The following is a 15,068-nucleotide window of genomic DNA, read 5'->3' on the forward strand; positions in this document are numbered from 1 at the left end:
CAAGGTTATCCCTTTATCTTTACTAAGATCTCGGTCAATGAATTTAAGGCAATATTGGTCTATATTCATAACCAACTCTGAATTCTAATTTTCACTGCGTAAATTGTTGTGGCTAATGTTTAGTAAGCACCGTGCAAAAGGAACATCATGAGCACCACTTTAAAACAACGTATTATTTTACTGTGTGTCGGGCTTGTATTGCTTACGGCAATCACAAGCTTAGCGAGCTTTTGGTGGTCGACCAATCAATATAATGACAAACAAGTACAACAGGGTATTAAAGTTGCGCAAAATGTTTATCAACAATACCTGAAAGCCAAAGAGCGTCTATTAGTAACCGCATCTACGGTACTGACTGCAGACTTCGGCTTCAAGCAAGCTGTGGCGAGTCGAGATCAAGACACCATTCAAAGCGCGTTGTTTAATCATAGTAACCGAATAGACGCCGATATCATGCTGTTGATGGATCTAAAAGGCAATGTCATTGCGTCTAACAAAGAGGGCTTGGTATTACCTAAAAACAGCCAACAACTCATGAAACAATTACTAGGTAATGGTAAAGAGTCGACGTTTATAGTGATTGATAACCAACTTTACCAAGCAATCATTTTGCCAGTAAAAGCACCACGCACCATTGCATTGAGTGTGGTTGGTTTTGCTGTCGATGAGAAGATAGCAACAGAGCTTAAAGAATTAACGGGTGTCGAGATGAGCTTCATTTCTCACGCTACGGGGTTAAAAGCCAGTTCCATAGAGCTACCAAATGAACAAAGCGACCTTCTAGCCTTCATTCATGGTCAGACAACAACACGCTGGCTTTCTGATTACCCTGTTTTTATTAGTGCCGAAGTGCCTTTGCCTGCTTTATCGAGCAATCCCATCAGCGTTATCCTCAGTGCAAACCTAACAGAGCAATATGATGAATTTGATCAGCTAGTATTAAGCATCATTTTATTGTCGTGCGGTACTATAGTGCTTGGTTTCTTAACCAGCGGCTTCTTAGCAAATAACTTGACGACTCCACTTCAGCATTTGACTGAGATGGCAAAGCGCTTCTCAAAAGGGGACTATAGTGCGGGTTTAACGGATCACAGCCCAAGTAAGGAGATCTGTGAGCTAGTAGATGCTTTTCAAGAAATGGGTGAAGACATTCAAGCTCGTGAGAAGCAAATTCGCTTTCAAGCACGGCACGACCATTTAACGGGCTTTTATAATCGCTCTGCGGCCCTAGAGCGTCTTGCAAAGAAACTAACAAACAATCCTACCTTATATTTGATTGCGATTGATATACGAGGCCTACGTCACATCAATGACAAGTTAGGTCCTAGAGTTGGTGATGATTGTATTCGCGCAGTTGCTAAGCGAATTGAAGAAGTCACCAAAGATTCTAATGGCTTACATGCACGAATTGGTGGCGATGAGTTTTTAGTGGTTATGGAGCCAACAGTGGGTAGTACTGTTGCAGCTTGTGTCGCTAAGCTTAATCAAGCGTTGGTAAAAAGTTACATGATCCGTAATTTAGATATCTCATTGCGCTTTAGTATGGGGGTGGTGATTTATCCCGAGCAAGCTGATAATCCAGAAGACTTGGTGCGTAGAACTTTGATAGCAGTCGATACTGCAGCGCAAGATAGTCATGAGATTTACTATTATCAAGATGGTGAAGATGAAGAACACTTAGCTCGACTTAAATTGATTGATGAATTAAAGCAGGCTCTTACGAATGATGATGGGCAATTATTTATGGCCTATCAACCTAAGTTAAACTTAAAAACACAGCAAATTGATAAAGTTGAAGCACTGATCCGTTGGCACAAACCGGACGGACAATGGGTCTCTCCAGAGCTATTTATTGACCTCGCTGAGCAATCTGGTTTGATTGTCGAGTTAACCCAATGGGTTGTGTCTACTGTTGTTAAGCAAGTCGCTGAGTGGCAACAACAAGGCATTACCATGAAAGCGGCGATTAATGTGTCAGCACAGGATATTGCCCATGATGACTTTTTCCCACATTTAGAGTCTCAATTAGCTTTATTTAAAGTACCTCCCGCACTCATTACGATTGAGCTCACAGAGCGTGACATGATAGAAAATGAAGAGAAAGGTATCGCCGCGCTCAAGGCTTTGAAAGCGTTAGGTGTGATGATTTCCCTAGACGACTATGGTGTAGGGCAAACGTCTCTCGGACGTCTTAAGATGTTGCCTATTGATGAGTTAAAATTAGATAAAGTGTTTATTCTAAAACTTGATGAATCGCAGCAAGATCAACACATTGTGCAGTCAACAATCACGCTTGGTCATCAATTAGGCTTTTCTGTGGTTGCAGAGGGGGTAGAAAACCTAGCCTCTCTAAAATTACTTGACCAAATGCAGTGTGATTATGCGCAAGGATATTATTTAAGCAAGCCGCTTCCATCGACTGAGTTTTTGAACTGGTTAGTTGACTATCATCAGGCTGGTTAAATTAGCAAATAAAAAAAAGAAAAGCCGCATCATGCGGCTTTTCTTTTTCTATGGCGTATATGGATTCTCAAGCCTTTCTTTTACAGCATTAAAGTGAGCCGTTTCATCACTTAGATTGCCCCATGCTTGAGGTAGCAGGTATTCAGATTTCAAATAACTTAAAAATTTATCTACGAGTAAATGGTTAACTTCCTGCTCTTCAATCTTTTTTAAAGTTTGGGTCAGTTCAGTCACGTTTTTACAATGATGGACTAAACCGTCAATATTGAAAAATGCATTGCCAAGAGTAATGACATTTTTCCCAAGTAATAAAGATTCCATACCCACAGTAGAGTTAATTGTTATAACAGCGAGCGAGTCTTCGATCAGTTCTTGTGTGTTGTTACCATTTGCAAAAATAATATCTGGGTGCTTATTGTGTAACTCAGAGAAGCTTCTTGGCCAACTCGGGTGCTCTTTGATTACAAACTTAAATGGTTGCCAAGAAGGTATTTTCTTTAGCTCTTCTAAAGAGTCTTCTAAAGTTGCGTAAAACGCTTCCATATTTGGCACCCAAGGAGAGTGACAGACTATTTGAGTGTCATTAGGCACTTGAAATGGCACGAATACATATCTGCTTGGTAGTTTTGTCTCATTAATGTCTTTTTTGCGTTGCTTGTGGGGGGCTCTTGCGACAAGCTGAGTTTGTCTTTGTTCAACATCGCCTTGCCAATTGAGATAGAATTCTTTGTTTCTAGGCACTGAATTAAGTGCATTGACGCCTTTAGGATCTAGAGTCGTTGTATTGGGTAACAAGCCATTTTCGAATAGCATAGTCTCTTTCCCTAATACTTTTGCAACAATATAGGGTGTTCTGTTTGGTTGCTTCATACCATTCCAAAGGATAACCGTCGTGCATGGATGTTGCTCTAAAAAATTATAGTAGTAATTAGCACGTGCTTTCTCAATTTTTGTATAACAGAAGCGAAAAAGCTTGTTGATTAATTTAGATTTCTTTAAAACAGGGTAACGAACTTCTTTCCTTTTCATGTGCACATCTACTAAGTCATCCAAATCTATTGAATTCAACTCTGGTCGATACTTAAGTGACGGTAAGCATAATTGTTTTAAAGCGTGAAGCTGCGCATTATTACCTAGAAAGTGCACGAGCTTTTCGTAATATCTGTAATGGGAAGATTTACGTGATATGAATAAGTAGTTTTTTTCAGTCATTTAATTCAAGTGCCTGATTAAGTAATAGTTGAAATGATTGGGTTGGCCAATGAAATTAGTTTTGATGTTACCTTTATTATTGTAATAGTGTCGTGACTAAGGGTAATTAGCATCAAAATATAGCCCAATAGTTATGTATGGCAAATTTTAACAACTGAATGCGAAGCTGCAAAGATAATAATAACAAGAAGCTAAATTAGGTTGTTTAGGGACTCATTACTTAGAATATTTTTGGAGAATAATTTGAAAAATATTAGGTCTTGCCAGTGGTTGAATGAAAACCTCGAGCGCGTTCATATTTTCGATGCGGGCATAGTAAATGCTGGTGAACAGGGAGTATATCGCCCTCAAGCAGTCATTCAGGGGGCAAAACGATTTGATATCAAAGGCGCGCTTTGTGAACCCGATGCAGTGCTTTCTAGCACTATGTGTGGTGCGCAGCAGTTTCAGGCAGAAATGCGCCAGTTAGGCGTGAATAACACTGATACAGTGATTGTTTATGATGACAAAGGCCTTTTCAGTGCCGCACGCGCTTGGTGGATGTTCAAAAGCATGGGCTTTGACGAGGTGTATGTGCTCGATGGGGGCTTAGTGCGTTGGCTTGAATTAGGCTTGCCTACTCAGACTGAATACACCCAAGCTAAAATGATAGGTGATTTTGTTGCTCACCCAAGAACAGGTTACTTCATTGATAAGCAAGCAGTTCTCAATGCCATAGACTATCCTAATATCTTATTGCTTGATGCGCGCAGCTATAAACGTTTTACAGGCGAGGAGCTTGAGCCTAGAGCCGGAATGATTTCGGGTCATATTCCAAACAGTAAGAGTATGCACTATGCGAGTGTGCTCGATGAAAGCAAATGCTTAAAACCAATTTCCGAATTACATGCAAGATTGAAAGCTTTGGGGGCTGAAGATAAGTCTCTGCAGTTTAGCTGCGGCTCGGGCATAACAGCCTGTATTTTGGCAATGATAGCTGATGAATGTGGTTATCAAGATTTAGCCGTGTACGATGGCTCATGGTCAGAATGGGGCAATGCTGAACATGACCTACCCATAGAAGTAGGCGAAGTATAAGTGACTGCTTAACCAGAGTTCCGGTTACTTATAAGGGCAATGGCGGCAGCCGTTGCCACAGCACTTACCCCGTTTTAAGTGCGCCCAACGACTCATCACTAGCAAGCCATTCTCCATTTCGTAATCAATGCCTTCAATAAAATTAGTATCGTTTTGATAAGGTCTTGCGAGCGCAAGCTGCTCCTTAATAGGTTTGCTTTTAATACCTTGTATGTAAGCCCTAATATTTTTTATTAAACAAGCTCGACATACGCAGCCAGATGACTCGGAAATAGGTAGAATATTTGGCAGTGTCATACACCAGCAATCAGTATCGGCACTACATTTTAAAGTTTGCTGGCATTGCGAGCAGTTCATGGATACATTCGAATAAGAGAAATTTGCATGAATAATAACATGACTCACCTAGAGGCGGTTAAAGCCATCTTACACTTTAGTGAAAATCGTTCAGAGGCCTTTTCAGTCTTACTTGCTGCCTCGCAGTCAGAGGTTGTCTACTTTGTTAGTAACCAAGATGTTTTAGCTGTATTAGATAAAGTGCTGAGTAAGCAGTTAGATATTGATGATTTAGAAATGTGGGCACAGTTACTCGATATGCGAGAAGACATCGATACACAAAAAGTCGAAGGCGTGTTGTATGCATTGAGTAACCCCGAACAGATGGGAGAGATTACTATGGAAAAGATTCAGCAATTAAGCAAATTATTGAAAGCTGGAAGCTAGTTAAAAAGCAGCCTAGGCTGCTTTTTAATACTTTAAACTTGAAGCTAGCTTATTTGTGATAAGCCAAACAGGCTTCAACTTCGTTCTTAGAACCAAGAATTACAGCAACGCGCTGGTGGATATCATTTGGTTGAATATCCATAATGCGCTCTTCACCTGTGTGTGCTAAACCGCCCGCTTGCTCTACTAGCATTGCCATTGGATTTGCTTCATACATCAAACGAAGTTTGTATGGTTTTTCTGGATTTTTGGTGTCTGCAGGGTAAGTGAATAAACCACCGCGGCATAATACACGGTGTACATCACCAACCATGGCTGCAATCCAGCGCATGTTAAAGTTTTTACCGCGAGGGCCAGTATCTCCAGCTAACAAATCTTGAATGTAGTTTTTCATTGCTGGTTGCCAGTGACGCTGGTTAGAGGCGTTAATTGCGAACTCTTTGGTATCTTCTGGAATTTTCGCAAAGTCTTCAGTTAATAAGAAGCTGCCATGCGTTTTATCAAGGGTGAAAATACGTGTGCCTTTACCAGTAGAAAGCGCAAGCGTTGTTGATGGGCCATATAGTACATAACCTGCTGCAACTTGCTTGTGACCTGGTTGCATGAAGATAGCAGGATCCGCAGGATCTGAATCTTTAGGCGCTTCCATGATTGAGAAAATCGTACCAACCAGTGAGTTGATGTCGGTGTTTGAAGAACCATCAAGTGGGTCAAATGCGACAATAAAATTAGCGTCTGAGTTACCCGCCACCGTGTAGTCTTCTTCTTCAGAGGCAATTGCTTTTACATAGCCAGACTCTAATAAGATGTCTTTTAATAGCTGGTTAGACAGTACATCAAGCTTCTTCTGCGTTTCACCTTGAATGTTTTCGTCTAATGTTGAACCTAATACACCAGAAAGTGCGCCTTGGCCAACACGGAATGAAATCTCTTTACAAGCCGCAAGGATAGTGCGGATCAATGAAACTAACTCTCTAGAACAACCGTCTTCAATTAACACTGGAGGAAGTCTACGCATAGTAAATAGTCCTGATAACGTTATGGTCGCAGCCAAGTATAGTGTGAGAGAGGGCTGCGTGCCGCGCTGAATTTTGTCTTAAATAGCTGTTAAACAGATTGGATAAATTATACTGTAACAATGACAACCACTTAAAACCTCTAATAACAAAGATAAGATTATGCGAAAAATTGGATTTTTACCTGTCATATTCTCAGCTTTGCTGGGCACTATGATAACCCAAGCGCACGCCGCAATTAAGTCTATTGATGAGTTTACTGAAAAGTTTAATCATTTTCCGGGTCATTACTCCTTTTATGCCGACACGCAAAGCGGCAAAATTTACCTTGATGTTGATAAGTTCAAGCAGCCATTTTTACTGCAATTTAGTTTGCCGTACGGGGTGGGTTCAAATGATATCGGCCTAGATAGAGGCCAACTAGGCGGTACGCATATCGCGCAATTTGAACGCTTTGGCGATAAAATCATGCTTCGCGCATTAAATACTTACTATCGTGCGAGCTCAAGTAACGCTGCTGAAAAGCAAAGTATCAACGAAGCCTTTGCTTCTAGTATTCTGCAAGGCTTTAAAGTTGTTGCTGAAGACAATGACAGCGTCTTGATTGATTACACGCCTTATTTGTTATCAGATGTGCATGGTGTGAGTCGTACACTGGCAAATCGTAAACAAGGTAGCTTTAGCCTAGATGGCTCGCGCAGTGCGGTATTTATGCCTCGCTCAAAAGCATTTGTAGATAATACAGAGCTTGAAGCCGTCTTAACGTTTAAGGGCAGCAAACCGGGTGAGTATGTTCGTCAAGTCAGTGCAGACCCATATGCAGTGACAGTTCACCAGCATCATTCTTTAATTAAATTACCTGATGATGAGTATCAACCTCGCCAATTCCATGCGCAATCTGGGTATTGGAGTATTGAGCATAAGGACTACTCTGCACCGCTGAGCGAGTCTATGCTGGTGCGTTATATTCCTCGTCACCGTTTAGCCAAAAAAGATCCAACGGCTGCACAAAGCGAAGCGGTTAAGCCGATTGTGTATTACCTTGACCCTGGTGTTCCTGAACCAGTTAGAACTGCATTATTAGATGGTGCACGTTGGTGGGAGCAAGCATTTGAAGCGGCGGGCTATAGCAATGGTTTCCAAGTGAAAATTTTACCAGAACATGCCGATCCTATGGATGTTCGCTACAACGTGATCCAATGGGTGCACAGAGCTACACGTGGTTGGTCATATGGCTCGTCAATTATTGATCCGCGTACGGGTGAGATCATCAAAGGTCACGTCACATTAGGCTCATTACGTGTGCGCCAAGATATTCTAATTGCAGAAGCACTGGCAGCGCCTTTTGTGAAAGGCGATGAAGTAAACACACATTTACAGAATATGGCCCTTGATCGTATTCGTCAGTTGAGTGCCCATGAAATTGGTCATACGCTGGGTATTGCACATAACTTCTCGGCGTCTATTAAAAACAGAGCGTCAGTAATGGATTATCCGCACCCGTTGGTTGGTTTTGATGCACAAGGTCAGCTAGATATTTCTAAAGGCTATGCCAAAGGTATGGGCGATTGGGATATTCAAGCGGTGAAATATGGTTATAGTGATTTCAGTGGAAAAGATGAAGCAGCTGAGCTTGCTAATATCATCACTGAAAATCACAACAAAGGTTTAGAGTTTATTTCTGACCCTGATGCGCGCCCGCAAGGTGGTGGTCACCCGACCGCACATTTATGGGATAACGGTGAAAACCCTGCAGCAGAATTACTGCGAGTACTCGATATTCGTCAGCAAGCGTTAAACACATTCGGTATTAATAACATTAAAACTGGTGTTGCACTGTCTCAATTAGAAGAGAAATTAGTACCCCTGTTTTTATTCCATCGCTACCAAGTTGAGTCGGCTGTGAAGCTTATCGCGGGTATTGATTACGATTATGAAGTACGTAGCGAGCGTGCTGTTAAAGGTGCACAAATTGTAGATAAAGCGACGCAGCAACAAGCTCTATCGGCGATGCTGAAAACCCTTGAAGCAGAGCAGTTGATGATACCAGAGAGTATCTTAGCGTTGATCCCGCCTAAAGCATATGGTGAGCGTAAAACCCGTGAAAGTATTTATGGCCGTACAGGCGTAGCCCTTGATGCCTTGGCGCTACCGGAAGTGGCAGCAAATCATAGCCTAAAACTGCTATTAAACGCTGAGCGCTTAAATCGTTTATCGCAGCATTATGCGCGAGACAGCAACAACTTTGGTTTGAGTGACTTGATGAATACACTATACAGCAAGATCTTTGAAGCAAATAGCGCAGCTGGTATGGCACAAAAATTAACCCAACGCGTGCAATTTTTAACAGCAGCACGACTAGCCCAGTTAGCTAGCTCAAATAAAGTTGAACCAGAAGTGCAAGCGCAGTTACGCTTTCAACTAATGCGAGTAGCGAAACAGTTTGATCAAAGATCACTGTTTAGTAGCGTCAGTGAAGACACTGCATTTAGACATGACCTTGCACGTCAAGTGAAAGCGTTTTTAGAATCAGGAAAGTGGCCTGAAAGCTTTGTATCATTAAAAATGCCGCCCGGCTCACCAATTTAATCTTCATTTAAAAGAGCGCAAATAAGCGCTCTTTTTTTTACATTTTTTTACAGTTAAATGGTCATTTTGTTTACTTGAGAAATATTCAATTAAAGTCTTGCTAGCTTGTCCCCTTTTTGATAGTTTCTTTTTTGACCTTAAGGTCACACTTAATAAGGAAAGTCACTATGAAATTGAAGTTAAACAAAAAGAAAGTAAAAAATTTAAGTTTAGATAACGCTCAAGTTGCTTTAGAAGCAACGCCACAAATTGCTGGTGGTGTACCTGTGTTTGCAAAAACTGAGGTTTGCCATACAAACCCTTGTATTACAATCACTACTTTGCCACCAAGCTACAGAAACGACTGTTTATCTTAATAAATCAAAGAACAATACTTGATTCATCCATTGGTTCTGATGGACTGAAAGTAACTCATCCACAGGTACCAAACTTATTCATTTAAGGAAAATATAATGAAACTTAAACTAAACAAAAAAAGCGTAAAAAACCTTTCAAAAGACAACAAAGCACTACCAGTAAATGCAACACCAGCGGTAGCAGGTGGTCTTAAGTCACTTCAGTGTGATACAACGTCAGATATTTGCCAGAGACCAACAACTTACACAATGAGTGTTGAGATTTGCAAATCAATTCCTTGTGACATTTAATTGAGCATCTGATGTTAAAAGCCACCTTTCGGTGGCTTTTTAGTTTTAAAAACATAATTTATGAATTAACTGTGTGATCTTCTCTTGCGATGGTTTGATTTTCTCCATTGCTAAAAACTCATCAGGCTGGTGGGCTTGTTCGATAGAGCCTGGACCCATAACAATCGTTTCGCAGCCGAGTTGTTGTAAGAATGGTGCTTCGGTGCAGTAGTTCACAGCAATGGCTTGTTCCCCAGAAACCGCTTCAGCGAGTTTTACCAAGGCGCTGTCGGTTGTGCCAGTAAAGGCCGGAATAGGATCGTGTAAGTCGATAACTGCAACACTATTTGGGTATTCATCATTAATGGGTTTAACCGCTTCTAGCAATAATAATTGCAGCTCTTGAATACTCAGCCCAGGTAATGGACGAATGTCTAAGTGCAACTCACAGCAGCCACAGATACGATTAGCATTATCTCCTCCATGAATATGCCCTAGATTTAGAGTGGGGTAGGGTATTGCAAAATGCTCAATTGAATATTTATTCCTTAAAATGTCTTTTAGTTGCAACAGCTTTGCAATAATCTTATGCATCACTTCAATGGCATTTAAACCGCGTGCAGGATCAGAGCTATGACCCGATTTACCGGTCACACGAATAGCGGTACTCATGTGTCCTTTATGGGTGAATACTGGCACCATGTCCGTCGGTTCACCAATAACACAGAACTCAGGTTTTAAGTTTTGATGTTTTGCTACTTCTTGTGCGCCTGCCATGGTGGTTTCTTCATCTGCGGTGGCGAGGATCATAATAGGTTTAGCTTGTTTCGCATCTTGTGCATCAAGTTGCTTAATGGCTTCAATCACAAATGCAAAAAATCCTTTCATATCAATCGAACCCAGACCAAATAGTTTATTGTCGACTTCACTAAGTTTAAACGGATCATAACTCCAGCGACTGTCATCAAAAGGTACAGTGTCTGTATGCCCAGCTAACATCAAACCGCCTTCACCTTCGCCACGTTTGGCCAGTAAGTTAAATTTACCCGGCGCGCTTTCAAGTTCTGTAATCTCAACCTGAAAGCCTAAATTTTCACACCAGGTTGCTAATAATTCTATGGTGGAGTAATTGCTCATATTGAGCTGTGGATCGAGTGCACTAATAGAAGGCTCGGCGATAAGCTGCTGGTACATATTAATAAAAGCGGGAGTGGTCATATCAGTCCAAAATATTTATTCAAAATGTTTGCATAATAATTTATATGTGTTTAGTATGAATATCAATTCACTTTTTGAGCATAAATATCGTTAGGGGCTAAGATGCGACGACATACATTCAACACTTTTTAAATAATGCCCAGAGGGCACGAAACGGAACCAAATTTTAGAGATTTTTTTACTATGTTGAATGTAACCATTATTGGCGCTAGCGGCTATAGCGGCGCTGAATTAGCCAGTTTAATTGCCAAACATCCCAACTTCTCCCTTGCTGGATGTTTTGTGTCTGAGCAAAGTTTAGACAAAGGAAAACTACTGAGTGACTTGTATCCAGAACATGCCTCTTTGCTCGACACGCTTCTTTTACCTCTTAATGAACAAGCCTTTATTGATATCGAAACCAATGCAGACTTTGTGTGCCTGTGTACAGATCACAAAGTGAGTGTAGAACTTGCCCCTAAGTTTTTAGCCATGGGCAAAAAGGTATTTGATTTATCAGGCGGTTTTAGACTTAAAAACCCTCAAGATTACGACAGTTTTTATGGTTTTACGCACCAATCACCAACCTGGCTTGCACAAGCTGAATATGGCTTGGCGGAGTGGAATGCAAAGGCCATTTCACAGGCGCAACTGGTTGCCGTCGCTGGTTGTTACCCGACTGCTGCGTTAAATGGTTTAAAACCACTTAAACAAGCAGATTTACTTGCCGACGATACCATCATTGTTAACGCGGTATCGGGCGTCACCGGCGCGGGTCGTAAAGCTAATATAGGTACCCAGTTTTGTGAAGTGTCTCTTGCACCTTATGGGTTATTCAATCACAGACATACGCCGGAAATCTCACAGTATCTTGGTCACTCAGTATTATTTACTCCGCATTTAGGTAATTTTGCTCGTGGTATTCTCGAAACCATTTATGTGAAGTTGAAGCCGGGCGTGAGTGAGTACCAAGTTAACGAAGCATTCCAAGTGCTCGCCGACGAACCGTTAATTCGTTTAAAAGGCAATAAGCAAATGCCGTCAATTAAAGGTGTAGCAAAACAGCCGTATGTTGATATTGGCTGGCAAGTACAAGGTGAGCAACTGATTGTGGTGGTTGCTATCGACAACCTATTAAAGGGGGCTGCTGGCCAAGCACTACAGTGTATGAATATCGCAGCATTATTACCTGCTGAACTTGGCTTAAAAGGAGTGTCATGAAGATGCAAACATGGGTCATTAAAGTCGGTGGTGCGGTGTTAAACACGGAAGATGCAGCGATGGGACTATTTTCTGCAATTGCTGAGTTAACAAAAGTACAAATCGACAAACAATTCGTTGTGGTACATGGCGGCGGTGCGCTCGTTGATAAATGGTTGTCGGAGGCGGGCTTTGCAACGGCTAAGCACCAAGGCCTTCGTATCAGTCCAAAAGAACAAATGCCTTATATAGTTGGCGCATTGGCTGGTACTGCAAATAAACAACTGTGTGGTCAAGCGATTAAAGCGGGTTTAAAGCCTGTGGGTACTTGTTTATATGAAGCGGGTTTAATTGCTTTGCAAAAACTCAAAGCATTGGGGCAAGTAGGCGAGTGCCAGCAAGGTGAAGCAAGTATTTTACCTACGCTCTTAGAGCTGGGTAGAACACCTATGGTGAGTTCAATTGGCATTGGCGTTGATGGTCAACTTTATAACGTTAATGCCGATGAAGCGGCGGCGGCGATTGCTGAGCAACTAGATGCTGAACTGATTTATATGACAGATGTAGAAGCGGTGCTTGATGCGAATAAGCAGCCTTTACATCAATTATCTGAACAACACATTGCTACTCTTATCGAAGAAGGAGTCATTGTTGGCGGCATGGAGGTCAAAGTGAAGACCAGCCTGCACGCTGCTCAACACTTACGACGCGGGGTGTACATATCGAGCTGGCAGAAGCCAGAAAATCTTATTGCCTTAGTTCAAGGCATCCATGTCGGTACCAAAATTACACCTTAGGAAATAGCAATGACATCTCATTTTTTAACTGGATTAGAACTAGATAAAGCACAAGCGCTAAAACTATTGTCGCTTGCGCAAACCATTAAGCAGCAGCCAAAAGAGTTTAACCAAGCGCTTGCTGGTCAATCTATCGTTACTTTGTTTGAAAAGCCGAGTTTACGTACTCGTGTGTCTTTCGATATTGGTATTAATCGTTTAGGCGGCCATGCGGTTTATCTTGATCAACAAAATGGTGCGATGGGCGGTCGTGAGTCGGTGAAAGATTTTGCCCTCAATATTGCCACTTGGGCTGATGGCATCGTGGCACGTGTTAATGCACATAGTTCATTGCAAACATTGGCTGAGTTTTCGAGTGTCCCTGTGGTGAACAGCTTATGTGATCTTTACCATCCATGTCAGGCATTAGCTGACTTTTTAACGTTGCAAGAAGTGTATGGCGATGTCAGCAAAATCAAACTGGCGTATTTAGGTGAAGGTAATAACGTCACTCATTCTCTTATGTTATTAGCTGCAACATTGGGTACTGACTTTGTGGCGATTAGTCCAAAAGGCGCGTCACCAGATGCACAGATTTTAAAGCAAGCAGAACAACTAGCATTAGAGTCGGGTGCGTCAATCACAGTCAGCGATGACATAGAAGCTGCAACGGGAGCTGATGCCTTATATGCAGATACTTGGGTATCAATGGGTGACACGACACCACTTGAGCAAGTCAAAGCTAAGTATATGCCGTATCAAATTAATCAGCAGTTGGTAGAACAATCTGGCGCAAGCACGATTCTACACTGCCAACCTGCTCACCGTGAATATGAGATCACCTCAGAGGTGATGGACGGTGCAAATTCAAAAATTATTCAACAAGCTGAAAACCGCATGCATGCCCAAAATGCACTGCTGGTGTCACTGTTAAATCCAAATTATGTGTAAGGGTAAAGTAATGAGCGAAATCAAAAAGGTTGTATTGGCATATTCTGGTGGTTTAGATACGTCAGCGATTGTGCCTTGGCTAAAAGAAAACTATGGCTGTGAAGTTGTCGCTTTTGTTGCCGATGTAGGTCAAGGTGAAGAAGAGCTAGTGGGTGTTGAAGAAAAAGCCTTGGCATCGGGCGCATCTGAGTGTTACATCGTCGATCTTAAAGAAGAAATGGTCAGTGACTACATTTACCCAACACTGAAAACCGGTGCTATTTACGAAGGCACTTACTTACTAGGCACGTCTATGGCACGTCCTATCATTGCTAAAGCACAGGTTGAAGTGGCTCGCAAAGTAGGTGCTGATGCGTTAGCTCACGGGTGTACGGGTAAAGGTAACGACCAAGTCCGTTTTGAATCTTGTTTCTCGGCATTGGCGCCAGATCTCAAAGTGATCGCGCCTTGGCGTGAGTGGGATCTATCAAGCCGTGAGTCATTACTTGATTACCTTGCAGAGCGTAATATCCCATGTGCTGCTTCTGCGACAAAGATTTACAGCCGCGATGCCAATGCTTGGCATATTTCGCACGAAGGTGGAGAACTGGAAGATCCATGGAACCAGCCAAGCGACCAAGTATGGACTTGGACAACTGCACCAGAGCAAGCACCAGATAAACCTGAGTTTGTCGCTGTGTCTGTTGAAAAAGGTGAAATTGTTGCAGTGAATGGTGAGCGTTATAGCCCTTATAAATGTTTAATGGAATTGAATAAACTAGCAGCGCCACATGGTGTAGGTCGTGTTGATATTCTCGAAAACCGTTTAGTGGGCATGAAGTCTCGTGGTTGTTATGAAACGCCTGGTGGAACAGTAATGATGGCTGCACTGCAAGCAATCGATGAGTTAGTGCTAGATAAAGCAAGTCGTAAATGGAAAGAGGCGCTTTCTTCTGAGTTTTCTCATTTAGTGTATGACGGTCGTTGGTTCACGCCGTTAAAAGATTCAGTGCTAGCTGGTGCTGAAGCGCTAAGTGAAGTTGCAACAGGTGAAGTGATCTTAAAAATGTATAAAGGCCAAGTTGCTGCGGTACAAAAGCAATCGGTTAATAGCTTATACAGTGAAGATTTTGCCACATTTGGTGAAGATGATGTGTACGACCAATCGCATGCTGAAGGGTTTATTCGCCTGTTCTCATTATCGAGCAGAATTGCCGCATTAAACGCAAAGGCTAAATAAGAGTTAAGTTCGGAGATTT

14 protein-coding genes are annotated in these 15,068 nt (G+C 42.0%); 10 read left to right on the plus strand and 4 right to left on the minus strand.

The window, feature by feature from the left end; translation table 11 throughout:
- Positions 1-147 precede the first annotated feature (147 nt).
- Entirely contained in the window at positions 148-2,463 is a 2,316-nt protein-coding gene (locus ACGHEH_RS18695) for an EAL domain-containing protein (RefSeq protein ID WP_390448444.1), read from the plus strand.
- 48 nt (positions 2,464-2,511) lie between these two features.
- Here the strand turns inward: ACGHEH_RS18695 and ACGHEH_RS18700 are convergent, their stop codons facing one another.
- On the minus strand, positions 2,512-3,675 hold the full coding sequence (locus ACGHEH_RS18700; protein ID WP_390448447.1) for a capsular biosynthesis protein: 1,164 nt from the start codon (positions 3,673-3,675) through the stop codon (positions 2,512-2,514).
- Positions 3,676-3,918: 243 nt separating this feature from the next.
- Between ACGHEH_RS18700 and ACGHEH_RS18705 the strand changes: the two genes are divergently transcribed.
- Positions 3,919-4,752, plus strand: coding sequence for a sulfurtransferase (locus tag ACGHEH_RS18705; RefSeq protein WP_390448450.1), 834 nt, complete (start codon positions 3,919-3,921; stop codon positions 4,750-4,752).
- 24 nt (positions 4,753-4,776) lie between these two features.
- On the opposite strand, the gene ACGHEH_RS18710 is transcribed toward ACGHEH_RS18705, so the two are convergent.
- Complete coding sequence (locus tag ACGHEH_RS18710; protein WP_390448452.1) at positions 4,777-5,109, minus strand: DUF5522 domain-containing protein; 333 nt, start codon at positions 5,107-5,109, stop codon at positions 4,777-4,779.
- A 27-nt stretch (positions 5,110-5,136) separates the two neighbouring features.
- Between ACGHEH_RS18710 and ACGHEH_RS18715 the strand changes: the two genes are divergently transcribed.
- Positions 5,137-5,475, plus strand: coding sequence for a hypothetical protein (locus ACGHEH_RS18715; RefSeq protein ID WP_390448454.1), 339 nt, complete (start codon positions 5,137-5,139; stop codon positions 5,473-5,475).
- Positions 5,476-5,524: 49 nt separating this feature from the next.
- Here the strand turns inward: ACGHEH_RS18715 and ACGHEH_RS18720 are convergent, their stop codons facing one another.
- Positions 5,525-6,493, minus strand: coding sequence for a class 1 fructose-bisphosphatase (locus ACGHEH_RS18720; protein ID WP_138628387.1), 969 nt, complete (start codon positions 6,491-6,493; stop codon positions 5,525-5,527).
- A 160-nt stretch (positions 6,494-6,653) separates the two neighbouring features.
- Here ACGHEH_RS18720 and ACGHEH_RS18725 point away from each other — a divergent pair, with 160 nt between their 5' ends.
- The 3 genes from ACGHEH_RS18725 to ACGHEH_RS18735 all read left to right on the plus strand — a co-directional run bounded on the left by ACGHEH_RS18725 (position 6,654) and on the right by ACGHEH_RS18735 (position 9,727).
- Positions 6,654-9,080 (plus strand): zinc-dependent metalloprotease, encoded by a 2,427-nt coding sequence (locus tag ACGHEH_RS18725; RefSeq protein WP_390448457.1) that lies wholly within the window; start codon positions 6,654-6,656, stop codon positions 9,078-9,080.
- 167 nt (positions 9,081-9,247) lie between these two features.
- Positions 9,248-9,436: a hypothetical protein gene (locus ACGHEH_RS18730; RefSeq protein ID WP_138478381.1), complete on the plus strand. Its 189-nt coding sequence runs from the start codon at positions 9,248-9,250 to the stop codon at positions 9,434-9,436.
- Positions 9,437-9,532: 96 nt separating this feature from the next.
- On the plus strand, positions 9,533-9,727 hold the full coding sequence (locus tag ACGHEH_RS18735) for a hypothetical protein (RefSeq protein WP_390448460.1): 195 nt from the start codon (positions 9,533-9,535) through the stop codon (positions 9,725-9,727).
- A gap of 45 nt (positions 9,728-9,772) precedes the next feature.
- On the opposite strand, the gene argE is transcribed toward ACGHEH_RS18735, so the two are convergent.
- The gene (gene argE / locus ACGHEH_RS18740; protein ID WP_390448462.1) at positions 9,773-10,924 is read right to left on the minus strand and encodes an acetylornithine deacetylase; all 1,152 of its coding nucleotides are present in this window, start codon (positions 10,922-10,924) and stop codon (positions 9,773-9,775) included.
- A 186-nt stretch (positions 10,925-11,110) separates the two neighbouring features.
- Here argE and argC point away from each other — a divergent pair, with 186 nt between their 5' ends.
- Genes argC through ACGHEH_RS18760 form a run of 4 tightly spaced genes read left to right on the plus strand, consistent with a single transcriptional unit; the run spans position 11,111 to position 15,049 of the window.
- The gene (argC, locus tag ACGHEH_RS18745; protein WP_390448582.1) at positions 11,111-12,124 is read left to right on the plus strand and encodes an N-acetyl-gamma-glutamyl-phosphate reductase; all 1,014 of its coding nucleotides are present in this window, start codon (positions 11,111-11,113) and stop codon (positions 12,122-12,124) included.
- Positions 12,121-12,900, plus strand: coding sequence for an acetylglutamate kinase (gene argB / locus ACGHEH_RS18750; protein WP_390448464.1), 780 nt, complete (start codon positions 12,121-12,123; stop codon positions 12,898-12,900). The genes argC and argB overlap by 4 nt, the downstream gene beginning before the upstream one ends.
- A gap of 9 nt (positions 12,901-12,909) precedes the next feature.
- Complete coding sequence (locus ACGHEH_RS18755; protein ID WP_390448466.1) at positions 12,910-13,830, plus strand: ornithine carbamoyltransferase; 921 nt, start codon at positions 12,910-12,912, stop codon at positions 13,828-13,830.
- Between the two features lie 10 nt (positions 13,831-13,840).
- On the plus strand, positions 13,841-15,049 hold the full coding sequence (locus tag ACGHEH_RS18760) for an argininosuccinate synthase (protein WP_390448469.1): 1,209 nt from the start codon (positions 13,841-13,843) through the stop codon (positions 15,047-15,049).
- Positions 15,050-15,068: the final 19 nt, after the last annotated feature.

The sequence above is a fragment of the Pseudoalteromonas sp. MTN2-4 genome (assembly GCF_042848605.1).
Lineage (GTDB): Bacteria > Pseudomonadota > Gammaproteobacteria > Enterobacterales > Alteromonadaceae > Pseudoalteromonas.

What these genes read in the sequence shown, in the direction of transcription:
- ACGHEH_RS18695 (WP_390448444.1), top strand. Translation starts at nt 148, where the DNA reads ATGAGCACCACTTTAAAACAACGTATTATTTTACTGTGTGTCGGGCTT.
- ACGHEH_RS18700 (WP_390448447.1), bottom strand. Translation starts at nt 3,675, where the DNA reads ATGACTGAAAAAAACTACTTATTCATATCACGTAAATCTTCCCATTAC.
- ACGHEH_RS18710 (WP_390448452.1), bottom strand. Translation starts at nt 5,109, where the DNA reads ATGAACTGCTCGCAATGCCAGCAAACTTTAAAATGTAGTGCCGATACT.
- ACGHEH_RS18715 (WP_390448454.1), top strand. Translation starts at nt 5,137, where the DNA reads ATGAATAATAACATGACTCACCTAGAGGCGGTTAAAGCCATCTTACAC.
- ACGHEH_RS18720 (WP_138628387.1), bottom strand. Translation starts at nt 6,493, where the DNA reads ATGCGTAGACTTCCTCCAGTGTTAATTGAAGACGGTTGTTCTAGAGAG.
- ACGHEH_RS18725 (WP_390448457.1), top strand. Translation starts at nt 6,654, where the DNA reads ATGCGAAAAATTGGATTTTTACCTGTCATATTCTCAGCTTTGCTGGGC.
- ACGHEH_RS18730 (WP_138478381.1), top strand. Translation starts at nt 9,248, where the DNA reads ATGAAATTGAAGTTAAACAAAAAGAAAGTAAAAAATTTAAGTTTAGAT.
- ACGHEH_RS18735 (WP_390448460.1), top strand. Translation starts at nt 9,533, where the DNA reads ATGAAACTTAAACTAAACAAAAAAAGCGTAAAAAACCTTTCAAAAGAC.
- argE (WP_390448462.1), bottom strand. Translation starts at nt 10,924, where the DNA reads ATGACCACTCCCGCTTTTATTAATATGTACCAGCAGCTTATCGCCGAG.
- argB (WP_390448464.1), top strand. Translation starts at nt 12,121, where the DNA reads ATGAAGATGCAAACATGGGTCATTAAAGTCGGTGGTGCGGTGTTAAAC.
- ACGHEH_RS18755 (WP_390448466.1), top strand. Translation starts at nt 12,910, where the DNA reads ATGACATCTCATTTTTTAACTGGATTAGAACTAGATAAAGCACAAGCG.
- ACGHEH_RS18760 (WP_390448469.1), top strand. Translation starts at nt 13,841, where the DNA reads ATGAGCGAAATCAAAAAGGTTGTATTGGCATATTCTGGTGGTTTAGAT.